A 12,204-nucleotide genomic window follows, 5' to 3' on the forward strand; every position below is an offset into this window, starting at 1 on the left:
GTCTTTATGATCCAGTTAGCAATATGAGACTAGAAGCCGTAAACATGTTTTTGTAATACTTATTTTGCGTTAATCTAACGTTACCAAATCATAGTAAACTGTTAGCTTATAGATAGGGCATCTTGGGTTTCAATAACAAACCAGAGACACAATATCCCCTGTCTATTGAACATAATAAAATCAATTTTCTCAGGTGAGAATGGCTTAAAAGGTAATACATGCGCTCAAGGAAATCTTGAGTGGCTCGCACTCTTCAATTAAGACCAATATAGAGTCAGATCGGTGCGTTGTTTTTTATATGCAGTATATATGGAAGAAAAACATGTCATTACCACACGTTATATTGACCGTACTAAGCACACGAGATGCTACCGGTTACGACATTACAAAAGAGTTTTCTTATAGCATCGGCTATTTCTGGAAAGCGAGCCACCAGCAAGTTTATCGTGAGCTAAACAAGTTGGCCGCAAACGAGTTAGTGACTTGTGAGTTACAACCTCAATCCGGAAAACCAGATAAAAAGATTTACTCCATCACAGAGCGCGGCCGTGAGGCACTGGCTAAGTGGTTTGATCAACCTATTTCACACCCAACGGTGCGAGATGAATTTGCCGCTAAACTTTACGCTTGTGAAGTTCAGCCTGCAGAAGGCTTTTCAGACCAACTGCAACATGCACTAAACGACTCACGTAAACTGGTTCAGTTTTACAAAGAGATTGAGGGTACACACTACTCCGATACTCGCCTTCTGAATCAAAAAGAGAAGATTGAGCGCCTAACACTGCGCCGCAACCTTCTAACTCGCGAAGCGTGGAATGAATGGGCAGAAGAAGTGCTAGGCGAGATAGCTTAGCTGATATACAAAAGGACCTAGCACATTATGCACTAGGTCCTTTGTTTTATGTTCGGCTTCTAAAGTTTAAACAGCGGCTTTTTGAGGACGGACACCTAGGGTATGACAAAGTGCATAAGTCATTTCAGCACGGTTTAGCGTGTAGAAGTGGAAGTCCTTAACCCCTTCACGGCTCAAGGTACGCACCATATCAATTGCTTGACTTGCCCCAACCAACTGACGAGTTGTCGGATCATCATCTAAACCTTCAAACTGCTGCGCCATCCAGCCCGGAACCTTCACATGATTCATTGCAGCAAAGCGTGATGCTTGCTTAAAGTTTGATACTGGAAGGATGCCTGGAACGATCTCTACATCAATGCCTGTAGCCGCACAGCGGTCGCGGAATCGAAGGTAGCTCTCTACATCAAAGAAGAATTGCGTGATTGCACGGTTTGCGCCTGCGTCTACTTTACGCTTAAGGTTCAGTAGATCGGCCTGTGCGCTTTTTGCTTCTGGATGAACCTCAGGGAACGCCGCTACCGAAATATCAAAGTCATGGCGTGACTTTAGCAGCTCTACAAGGTCTGAAGCGTACATATCAGGGTGACCGCCGCCCGGTGGAATATCGCCACGCAGAGCAACGATGCTCTCAATACCATTCTTCCAGTAGTCATCTGCAATCGTGATCAATTCATCACGAGAGGCATCAATGCAAGTCAAGTGCGGTGCTGCAACCAAGCCTGTTTGGTTTTTGATTTCTTTGATGATGGAGTGTGTGCGATCGCGCTCACCAGAGTTAGCGCCATAGGTTACAGAGACAAATTTAGGTTGCAGGGTTTTCAGGCGGTGAACCGAGTTCCATAGCGTCTCCTCCATTTTTTCACTACTTGGAGGAAAGAACTCAAAAGAGACATTAATGTTGTCAGAAAGCTCAGCGATATTTTGATTCAATGCATCGATGTGGCTTGCGTGTGTGTATCCCATATTTATTCTCCCTGTGCGTCAGCACAATCTCATAACCTTGAACGTTTAGACGTCTATATGTCTAGATAATGTAAATTTATGAGGGGGATGTCAACAAAAATTCGTGCAAACTTTGAGTGATTTTTTGAAGGAAGGCATCCGATGCCTAGTAAGCACTAGCAACACCGGATGAATTAGCTTTTAGATTTATAGTAAACCAGAGAGTCTGTTGAGATCAGACTGCAATGCACCAGCAGTCACCTCACGTCCAGCACCAGGCCCACGGATAACCAACGGGTTATCCTTGTACCATTTGCTCTCAATAGCAAAGATATTGTCACAAGGAAGCAAGTTCGCCAGTGCATGACGCTCATCAAGCGCCTCTACGCCCACTGTCGCTTCTCCATCTTTCGATAGACGTGCAACATAACGAAGTACCTTGCCTTCGCTCTGAGCCTTATCTAGGCGCTCAGCCAGCAGCTCATTAAGAATATGTGCTTGATGGAAGAAGTCATCCACTGATAGATGCAATAACTCTTTAGGTACTAGAGACTCTACCTTGACGCTCTCTGGCTCAAGCTCTAGTCCTGACTCGCGCGCTAGAATAACCAATTTACGCATAACATCAGTGCCATCCAAATCCGCCCTAGGATCAGGCTCAGTAAGTCCTTGTTGCCAAGCAAGATCAACTAATTCACTAAATGGAATCAAGCCATCGTACTGCTGGAATAGCCAAGATAGAGTGCCAGAGAAAATCCCTGAAATAGCCACTATCTGGTCGCCGCTTTCACGCAGATCTCGCACAGTATGGTTTACTGGTAAACCAGCACCCACTGTTGCGTTATATAACCAATGGCGTCCTGTTTTGGAAAAGACATCTTGCACTTGATGGTAAAACTCACTCGGCGCAGAACCGGCTAGCTTGTTGGCAGAAATAACATGCATGCCATGCTCAGCAAACTCTAGATAACGATCCGACACTTCTTGGCTAGCGGTAACATCCAGTACCACTATCTCGTCGTAGCTCGATTGTTTTCTTACTAAAGAAACCCAGTCTTCTTCACCGGCTACCGCCTCTTCCGCAAAGTGGGTATTTAACGTGCCAGCATCAATACCATTCTCATCAAACCAATAGCGGTTACTCGCTACAACGGCGATCAGGTCAAAGCTCATGCCTCGGCGCTTTTCTAACTCGACTTTTTGCTGTGCAAATAGCTCAATCCAATTGGAACCAATATTGCCTTTACCACACAGCACTATGCCAACACGCTTTTGCGCTTGGAACAGTTGGCTATGCAAAGACTCAAGCAGTTCAGGTACCTTATTGGTTCTCACCACAGCAATTAAGCTCAGCTCCGAATCTGTCTCAAACATGAACTCAACGGGCACGCTCTTTAGTGTTTGGTAAAAACCAAAGCAATGATTGGCGTTGTTGGTCACGCCTGCGCCAACCGCCGCAATCAAAGACAAGCCTGATTTCACCTCTACGCCAACCTCAAGATGAGCAGACTCAATGCACTCTAATGCGCCAGCAAGTAGCTCACTGGTGTAAGCAAGACGCAGACAGTTGTTATCTGATTGAGATTCATAGGCTAGCGGTGCAAGTTGAGCTTTATTCAGTAAAGATAAGACTTGAGGCTCTAAACGCTCAAAGTCATGAGCATGACTCAGCGTCAGCTCAATAAGGTTAACGTCGTCTAGTGAGGTAACGATCTTCGCACCACGTCCCGAGGCCAGCACACGCTCAATGCGCGTTGAGCCAGACTCTGGTTGATGACTGCAACGCAGTTCCATGTCCATAGTACTCTGCGCTACTGGCTGCAATGTGCGACTGTGTAATACAGGAGCTGCTAAGCGCGCCAGTTCACTCGCTTCATCAAGACGAAGTAACGGAAGTAAGCAAGCATCACTGACAATACGTGGATCGGCACTGTAAACACCAGCGACATCACTCCAGATAGTCACCTTAGAGACTTCAGCTAAAGCGCCAACAATAGTTGCCGAATAGTCAGAGCCATTACGTCCAAGCAGAACGGTTTCACCCTCTTGGTTCTGAGCCATAAAACCGGTAACCACCAGTCGTCTGTGTGGGTGCTGCGCAACTACTGATTTCGCGAGTGGCCAAGATAGTCCGCGATCGATCTCAGGTTGTGTGCCCACTTCAGCGCGCAAGAAATCACGCGAGTCGATAGCGACACTTTCCATCCCCTTATCACTGAGGAGAGCCGCAAGCAGGCGAGATGACCAAACCTCACCATGACCAAGTGCTGCCGATCTTTGCGATTCGCTTAAAGGCGCGTTTAAAGCACTCAGTGCGGTGAATTCATTATTCAACACTTCTTGTAGTGATTCGACTTTCTCTTCTGGCAGCAGGTCGATAATCAATTGGTTCTGATATGCACGCAGTTCCAGCAAGATCTCGTGAGCAACTCGTCCATCTTTCTCTAACGCCGCCAACCAACGTAGCAAATTGTTTGTGGTTGAGCCGGCAGCAGAAACGATAATCAAATCTTCCACATTAGAGTATTCTGCCAAGATATTGGCAACGCGACTAAAACACTCAGCATTGGCAAGGCTACTACCGCCAAATTTATGAAGCTGCTTTAGGTTTCCCATGGTTACTTCTCCACTAGATCGAATGCTTGAGTAAGGTCGTCAATTAGATCATCAGCATCTTCAAGGCCCACAGACAAACGCAACAAGAAATGAGAAACACCCGCTTCCGCTAGAGCTTCTTCACCCATAGCACGGTGTGTCATGGTTGCAGGGTGGCAAATTAAGCTCTCTACTCCACCTAAAGATTCGGCCAGTGAGAATAGCTTTAAGCCGCCGACAAATGTTTTTAGCTCTTCCATACTGCCATCAAATTCAAAGCTCAGCATGCTACCAAAGCCAGATTGTTGGCGCTTTGCAATCTCATGACCCGGATGCTCAGGAAGGCTTGGGTGGTAGATGGTTTTAACGCGCTTTTGCGATTGAAGGTAGTTAAGAATCTGCTGTGACCCTTCTTCATGAACACGCATTCGAGCACCCAAGGTACGAATGCCACGCAGGGTCATGTAGCTATCAAATGGCGTACCCGTCGCACCGATGCAATTACCCCACCAGCCAAGCTCTTCTGCGTGCTCTTCGGTTTTGGTTATCACCACACCGCCAATAACGTCAGAGTGACCATTAATGTACTTGGTGGTTGAATGAATAACGAAGTCTGCGCCCAGCTCTAAAGGCTTTTGGAATATAGGCGTCAAAAAGGTATTGTCGACACCCACTAGTGCACCAACCTCAGCCGCTTGTTGGCATACTTTTGCAATATCCACTACACGAACCAGAGGGTTTGATGGCGTTTCGATAAGAATAAGTTTTGGTTTTTTTGCTATCGCTGCGGCAAGTGCTTGCTCGTCAGATTGATCGACAAACTCTACCTTGAAGTCACCCTTTAGAGAGCGGGTATTGAATAGACGGTAGGTTCCACCATAGCAATCATGCGGTGCAACGATTAAATCATCAGGGCCCAAAAAGGCTGAAACCCATAGGTTTAAAGCTGAAGTGCCACAGTTAGTTACCACTGCGCCTTTACCTGATTCCAACTCAAACAGTGCCGTCTCTAGTAATCCTCGATTTGGGTTTCCTGAGCGGGTATAGTCGTACTTTGGTACATCTCCAAATGAAGGAAAACCATAGTTGGTGGACAGATAAATTGGGGGAACAACAGCATGGTGTTGGGTATCAGATTCGATACCGGTACGAACGGCAATCGTCGATGACTTGTGTTTACTGCTCATTTTCTTGTCCTTTCCTTTGACAATGACTGGCGGAGTTTGATACCAATCAAATTAATCTAATTCTGTTCATAGATTACCCCGATAACCATCAGACATCAACACATCTAGACGTCTAAATGCCTTTACATATAGCAGTCAATATCGCTAGAATTGGGTATTAACTCTTATATTAGGTAATTAAAGGTTTCCAATGGCAGACTGGAATGGCGAATACATCAGCCCATATGCTGAGCACGGTAAGAAAAGCACTCAAGTTAAAAAGATCACTGTGTCTATTCCGCTTAAGGTTCTTAAGATTCTGACTGACGAGCGCACTCGTCGCCAGGTGAACAACCTGCGTCATGCAACCAATAGCGAACTGCTTTGTGAGGCATTCTTGCATGCTTACACAGGACAGCCTCTACCTACTGACGAAGACCTTAGAAAAGACCACCCTGATGAGATCCCAGCTGAAGCTCAGCAAATCATGTCTGATCTAGGTATCGAACTAGAAGTGTTTGATGACTAACTTAACGCCCATTGGCAAAATTGATATGCCGATGAGTAGATAGCAAAAGGGGGTTAGAGTACGCGTACTCTAACCCCCTTTTTTATATTTCAGGATTATCCCTGCATGTAGCCTTCTGGTAGCTCAATGCGTGCTACACCAGACTCAACCGCAGCCTCAGCTACCGCTCTTGCAACACGTGGAAGCAAACGAGGATCCATTGGTTTTGGTATAATGTAGCCATTGCCAAATTCTAAAGAATCCACACCAGCCGCTTTCAATACTTCAGCAGGAACAGGCTCTTTCGCCAACTGACGAATGGCTTCTACTGCCGCTAGTTTCATTTCGATATTGATTTCACTTGCACGAACGTCCAACGCACCACGGAAGATGAATGGGAAGCAGATAACATTGTTTACCTGATTTGGGTAATCAGAGCGGCCTGTACCCATAATAAGGTCAGTACGTACTTTATGCGCAAGCTCTGGTTTAATCTCAGGATCTGGGTTTGAACAGGCGAATACCACTGGCTTATCACCCATTAGTGCTAGTGCTTCTGGAGATAGTAGATTTGGACCCGATACACCCAAGAACAGATCAGCTCCTTCAATCACATCTTCTAGCGTGCGCTTATCAGTATTATTGGCGAATAGTTGTTTGTATTCGTTCAAATCGTCACGACGAGTGTGAATTACGCCCTTGCGATCTAGCATGTAGATTTTTTCACGCTGAGCGCCACATTTAATCAGCAGTTCCATACATGCAACCGCTGCTGCGCCCGCACCTAGACATACAATAGTAGAGTCGCACAGTTGCTTACCTTGAAGCTCTATAGCGTTCAACATGCCCGCTGCAGTCACAATCGCAGTCCCGTGTTGATCGTCATGGAAAACAGGTACGTCACAGCGTTCAATCAAACGACTTTCAATCTCAAAGCAATCTGGCGCTTTGATATCTTCTAGGTTAATACCACCAAAGGTATCGGCAATTGCCGCTACTGTATCAACGAATTCATCGATAGTACGGTGTTTTACTTCAATGTCGATTGAGTCTAAACCAGCAAAACGTTTAAACAGAAGCGCCTTACCTTCCATTACTGGCTTTGAAGCCATAGGACCTAGGTTACCCAAACCCAAAATAGCAGTGCCATTTGAGATAACCGCAACCATGTTTCCTTTCGCAGTGTACTTGTAAACGTTATCCACATTCTGAGCAATCTCACGCACAGGCTCTGCAACACCTGGACTGTATGCTAATGCAAGGTCATGAACAGAATCAGCAGGAGTAGTCAGCTCAACAGCAATCTTTCCCGGTTTTGGGAACTCATGATAATCAAGAGCTTGCTGGCGAAAATCGTTTACAGGTTGGTCATCAGACATCGAAGGGCATTCCTTTAGGGTGTAGAGGTACAAAAGAAGAGTTAAGTGTAATTAAAAAAAACTTAATGTGCTACAAGGTAGCATGAGTATGAATTGTAATCTTTGCTTTCAGCTGAGATCAAAAAAGGCCGCCTAAGCGACCTTTTTCTGTTTCTTTACGACTAAGATTACTTCTTAGAAGAAAGAGCACCGAAACGCTTGTTAAAGCGATCAACACGGCCGCCAGTATCAACGATACGTTGCTTACCAGTGTAGAACGGGTGACATTTGTCACATACGTCTAGGTGGATAGATTCTTTAGCTAGAGTTGAGTTGAACTCAAAAGTGTTGCCGCAAGAACATGTTGCAGTAACTGCTTTGTACTCAGGATGGATACCTGCTTTCATGGGAAAACCTCATTTATAGGCCGTGTCGCTATCCAGTTCTATGCTGAACACCACACGTAGTTTCTAACAGTGATATCGTTTAATACGACATCTTCAAGGCGCAGTATAGTAATGAAATAGTCTGTTGGGATCAACTTATTTGTCCCTTTTTTCACCACTTTTTTCACCGTAACTCTTTATATAAAAGAGTTACGAAGATGCGCTAGGCTTACCTATATTCAATTATCGTAATCTTATGCGCTTTTCTCTAGTATTATCATGACTATCCGTTCTTGATTGCAAAGCCCCAAAGAGATCTCATGCGACCAACCATTGCCAGAGTTGCCCTACCTGTTCCTCTGGATAAAGAATTTGAATACATCATCCCTGCCCACCTATTTCCAGTGGTAGGTGTACGTGCATGGGTTCCATTTGGTCCAAAAAAACTCCTTGGTGTGATCACAGCTCTAACCCATCAGTCAGAATACGATATCAATAAGCTTAAACCTTTGACTGAGGTTCTTGATCTAGAACCTATATGGCCAGTGAAGCTCTATAAACTGATTCACTGGGGCAGTCGCTTTTACCAATATCCATTAGGCGATACCTTAAACGGCGCCATGCCAGGCGCGCTGCGCAAAGGCAAACCTGCGCAAAAGCAGCCACAAAAAACTTGGCAACTCACCGAGTCTGGTCGTAATCAATTAATGCAAGGCTTTGGTCGAGCTGTGCAACAAGCCAAAGCCATGAACGCCCTGCAGCATGGTGCTTTGTCTCACCACGAGCTTGTTGACATGGAAATTTCGAGTGCCGTGTTAAACACCCTGCAGGATAAAGGGTGGATCGCGTCTTCAGAAGTCATAGAGATTAACGACCAATGGCAAGACATTCGAGTTAACGAAGATGATAAGCGAGAGCTTAACCACGAACAAATGCTAGCGGTCATCACTATTAATCATGTTGAAGACTACGAATGTGCCTTATTAGATGGTGTCACAGGCTCAGGAAAGACTGAGGTTTATCTGCAGCTCATTGAGAAAGTGGTCAATCAAGGCAAGCAAGCCTTGGTATTAGTCCCAGAAATTGGCCTGACCCCGCAAACCATCAATCGATTTAAGCGACGCTTCAATGTGCCTATTGCAACTATTCATTCTGGTCTCAATGACAGTGAACGATTAAATGCTTGGCTTGCAGCAAAAAATAAAGAATGCGGAATCCTTATCGGCACTCGTTCTGCTCTGCTGACTCCGTTCGCCGACCTTGGCATTATTATTGTCGATGAGGAGCATGACTCTTCATACAAACAACAAGACAGCTTGCGTTATCATGCGCGAGACATGGCGATAATGCGCGCTCATTCTGAGTCTATTCCCATTGTGCTCGGCTCTGCGACGCCTTCTTTAGAGACCCTAAACAACGCTTTATCCAATAAGTATCTGCATTTAAAACTGACAGAACGAGCTGGCGGCGCGAAACCGGCAAAGAACAGTGTCATAGACGTAAAAGGCCTATACCTAGATAGTGGCTTAAGCGCCCCCTTAATTGCGCAGATGCGAAAACACCTGCAGCAAGGCAATCAGGTCATGTTGTTTTTAAACCGCCGTGGATTTTCTCCTGCGATGATGTGTCACGAATGTGGCTGGATTGCAGAGTGCCACCGGTGCGATGCCTACTACACCTTCCACCAAGGTAGTAGTGAGATGCGTTGCCACCACTGTGGTTCGCAAAAACCCGTTGTTCATCAATGCCAAAGCTGTGGTTCCACTCATTTAGTGACGGTAGGTGTGGGAACAGAGCAGCTGGAAACTCACCTTGAGACCCTATTTCCTGAATACAAAACCATACGTATTGATAGAGACAACACCCGTCGAAAAGGCAGCCTAGAAGCAGCGCTTGAGTCTATCCGCAAGGGGGAATACCAAATTCTCATTGGCACGCAGATGCTGGCAAAGGGACATCACTTTCCTGATGTAACCTTAGTGGCGCTGTTAGATGTCGATTCATCTCTATATAGCAGCGACTTCAGGGCTTCAGAAAAGTTGGCACAGTTGTTCATCCAAGTCGCGGGTCGTGCAGGAAGGGCTAGCAAGCCTGGACATGTAGTATTGCAAACGCACCATCCCGAACATTCCTTGCTACAAGCTTTACTTCATAAAGGCTATCCCGAATTTGCACAAGGCGCCCTCATGGAGCGACGAGTAGCGCAATTGCCTCCTTATGCTAGCCTGTCGCTATTTCGCGCAGAGTCAAACCACTCTCAGCTCGCTGAAGACTTTTTGAGACAGGTGCGCCATACCCTTGAAGCTCATCCTCTATTTGATGAACATTGCTGGGTATTAGGGCCAACTCCCGCTCCAATGGCCAAACGCGCAGGAAAATCGCGTTGGCAACTTATTTTGCAGTGCCAGTTGCGCTCTACCATGCAAAAATTGCTAATGAGTGCAAAACCTGCAATCGAAATGCTACCCAACTCAAAAAAAGTACGTTGGAACATAGATGTCGAGCCACAAGATTTAAGTTAAACTGCGCGCATATGGTGAAATGAGAGTCACCTCACACCAAGTTGTTCATTTTTGCTACATGTCCCGTAAACAGTACGGAAGAAAATGTTTACACTTATTTTTCACATACATTAAGACGTGAGTATTTAATACCATCTTGTTTCACGGATTGAATCAAGCACGCAAAAATTATCATAGAGGATAGGTGTACTATGGCGACCATGAAGGATGTTGCTGAACTCGCTGGCGTTTCCACTGCGACAGTATCAAGAGCGTTAATGAACCCAGAAAAGGTTTCTTCCTCCACTCGCAAACGAGTAGAAGAGGCGGTTATCGAATCGGGTTACTGCCCAAGCGCCATGATGCGTAGCATGAAGCGTAACGAATCAAGAACCCTTGTAGTAATAGTACCTGATCTCTGTGACCCCTACTTTTCAGAAATCATTCGTGGCATCGAAGCAGCCGCCTCAGAACAAGGTTACTTAGTACTTCACGGCGACAGCTCACAGCAAAAATGCCGAGATAACTCCCTAGTCAATCTTATCTACTCTAAACAAGCCGATGGCCTGATTCTACTGGGTACCGATTTACCTATCGATGCCAGCAAATCAGAACAGCGAAATCTTCCACCTATGGTGATGGCTTGTGAATACGCGCCAGAGCTAGAACTGCCAACCGTGCATATCGATAACCTTACGGCTTCTTTCCAAGCTGTAAACTATCTCGCCAAGCTTGGGCATAAGCGCATCGGGGAGATTCGTGGACCAGATAATGCGCCGCTATCTAGCTTTCGAAGCCAAGGCTTTCAGCAAGCGTTGCGACGCGCAGGCCTCAGCATCGACTTGACCAATTCAGCTAGTGGTGATTTTAGTTTTGAATCTGGGGCATTAGCACTGCGTAAGCTAATGAGCGCGGGCTCTCCACCAAGCGCTGTTTTTTGTCACAACGATATGATGGCGATTGGCGCAATCAAAGAAGCCAAAAATATGGGGCTTAGAGTTCCACAAGACATTTCATTTATCGGATTCGACAATATCGAGTTCTCTGAATACTGCGATCCTCCACTGACCACTGTCTCCCAGCCTCGTTACGATATCGGTTATCAAGCTACGCAAATGCTGTTCGAACTTCTGAATGGCAATGAGATTAGTTCAGGCTCACGACTTCTGGATACAGAACTTGTGGTAAGAGAAAGTACCTTACCGCCTAGTTATTAGGGTCTATTATCTGTGCGAGTTCTGCATTAACATAGATACGGTTAACAACGGAATAGACTAATTCGAGTGGCAAGAAAAGACTATGTGAAGGGTGGGCGTACGCAAGCAAAAAGAACGCGTAAGCCTGCCCCATCGAAAAAACCATGGAAAGCAATCATCCTAGCAGGCCTAATGCTGGGAGGATTTAGCTATGGGCTCTACGTATTAAGCCAAGATCCTGAGCCGCCAAAACCAGTCAAAGTTGAAGTAAAAACTAAAGCACCTACCGAGGTAGATAACTCTGAGCTTCTTCCTCCACCTCCCGAAGAGCAATGGGAGTATGTGAAAACACTTCCCGAGCGCGAGGTTAAAGTTGTACCTAAGGAAGAAGTTCTTTCAGAGATCCCTTACGTGATGCAGTGTGGCGCATACAAGACTCGCTCACAGGCGGATGAAAGAAAGATGGACATTGCTTTCCAAGGCCTTAATAGCCAAGTAAAACAACGAGAAGGCAGTAGCTGGTATCGTGTTGTGCTAGGCCCTTACGCACGCAAGAGAGATGCCGAGCGCGATAAGCACAAACTGCAACGCGCGAAGATCGAACCTTGCGTTATTTGGAAAGACACCGGTAATTAAACTCTTTATAGCCTCAGTGAAACACTGGGGCTTTTTTCTAGCGAATCAGCAGCCCTACAC

Annotated in this window: 10 protein-coding genes; 5 read left to right on the forward strand and 5 right to left on the reverse strand. The window is 45.9% G+C overall.

Annotated elements, in window-relative coordinates:
- Positions 1 to 322: 322 nt before the first annotated feature.
- Positions 323 to 853 (forward strand): PadR family transcriptional regulator, encoded by a 531-nt coding sequence (locus OCU46_RS12930; RefSeq protein ID WP_141271784.1) that lies wholly within the window; start codon positions 323 to 325, stop codon positions 851 to 853.
- Positions 854 to 919: 66 nt separating this feature from the next.
- Here the strand turns inward: OCU46_RS12930 and metF are convergent, their stop codons facing one another.
- From metF to OCU46_RS12945, 3 genes are all read right to left on the reverse strand, one after another.
- Positions 920 to 1,819 (reverse strand): methylenetetrahydrofolate reductase, encoded by a 900-nt coding sequence (gene metF / locus OCU46_RS12935; protein ID WP_141271783.1) that lies wholly within the window; start codon positions 1,817 to 1,819, stop codon positions 920 to 922.
- A 186-nt stretch (positions 1,820 to 2,005) separates the two neighbouring features.
- Positions 2,006 to 4,414 (reverse strand): bifunctional aspartate kinase/homoserine dehydrogenase II, encoded by a 2,409-nt coding sequence (locus tag OCU46_RS12940; protein WP_141271782.1) that lies wholly within the window; start codon positions 4,412 to 4,414, stop codon positions 2,006 to 2,008.
- Between the two features lie 2 nt (positions 4,415 to 4,416).
- Entirely contained in the window at positions 4,417 to 5,580 is a 1,164-nt protein-coding gene (locus tag OCU46_RS12945; RefSeq protein ID WP_141271781.1) for an O-succinylhomoserine (thiol)-lyase, read from the reverse strand.
- A gap of 190 nt (positions 5,581 to 5,770) precedes the next feature.
- Between OCU46_RS12945 and metJ the strand changes: the two genes are divergently transcribed.
- Positions 5,771 to 6,088 carry a met regulon transcriptional regulator MetJ gene (metJ, locus tag OCU46_RS12950; RefSeq protein ID WP_141271780.1) on the forward strand — a complete coding sequence of 106 codons (318 nt, stop codon included), beginning with the start codon at positions 5,771 to 5,773 and terminating at the stop codon, positions 6,086 to 6,088.
- Between the two features lie 95 nt (positions 6,089 to 6,183).
- Here metJ and OCU46_RS12955 read toward each other — a convergent pair whose 3' ends face one another.
- Together OCU46_RS12955 and rpmE are read right to left on the reverse strand one after the other, a co-directional pair.
- The gene (locus OCU46_RS12955) at positions 6,184 to 7,446 is read right to left on the reverse strand and encodes a malic enzyme-like NAD(P)-binding protein (protein ID WP_141271779.1); all 1,263 of its coding nucleotides are present in this window, start codon (positions 7,444 to 7,446) and stop codon (positions 6,184 to 6,186) included.
- A 167-nt stretch (positions 7,447 to 7,613) separates the two neighbouring features.
- Positions 7,614 to 7,832: a 50S ribosomal protein L31 gene (gene rpmE / locus OCU46_RS12960; RefSeq protein ID WP_004737142.1), complete on the reverse strand. Its 219-nt coding sequence runs from the start codon at positions 7,830 to 7,832 to the stop codon at positions 7,614 to 7,616.
- A gap of 299 nt (positions 7,833 to 8,131) precedes the next feature.
- On the opposite strand from rpmE, the gene priA reads away from it, so the two are divergent.
- The 3 genes from priA (at position 8,132) to OCU46_RS12975 (ending at position 12,144) form a co-directional block, all read left to right on the forward strand.
- Complete coding sequence (priA, locus tag OCU46_RS12965; protein WP_141271778.1) at positions 8,132 to 10,333, forward strand: primosomal protein N'; 2,202 nt, start codon at positions 8,132 to 8,134, stop codon at positions 10,331 to 10,333.
- Between the two features lie 191 nt (positions 10,334 to 10,524).
- Positions 10,525 to 11,529, forward strand: a complete 1,005-nt coding sequence (gene cytR, locus OCU46_RS12970; RefSeq protein WP_141271777.1) for a DNA-binding transcriptional regulator CytR — start codon at positions 10,525 to 10,527, stop codon at positions 11,527 to 11,529.
- 66 nt (positions 11,530 to 11,595) lie between these two features.
- A complete protein-coding gene (locus OCU46_RS12975) occupies positions 11,596 to 12,144 on the forward strand; it encodes an SPOR domain-containing protein (RefSeq protein WP_141271776.1) in 549 nt (182 codons plus the stop codon).
- Positions 12,145 to 12,204 lie beyond the last annotated feature (60 nt).

Source organism: Vibrio comitans, from assembly GCA_024346835.1.
GTDB lineage: Bacteria > Pseudomonadota > Gammaproteobacteria > Enterobacterales > Vibrionaceae > Vibrio > Vibrio comitans.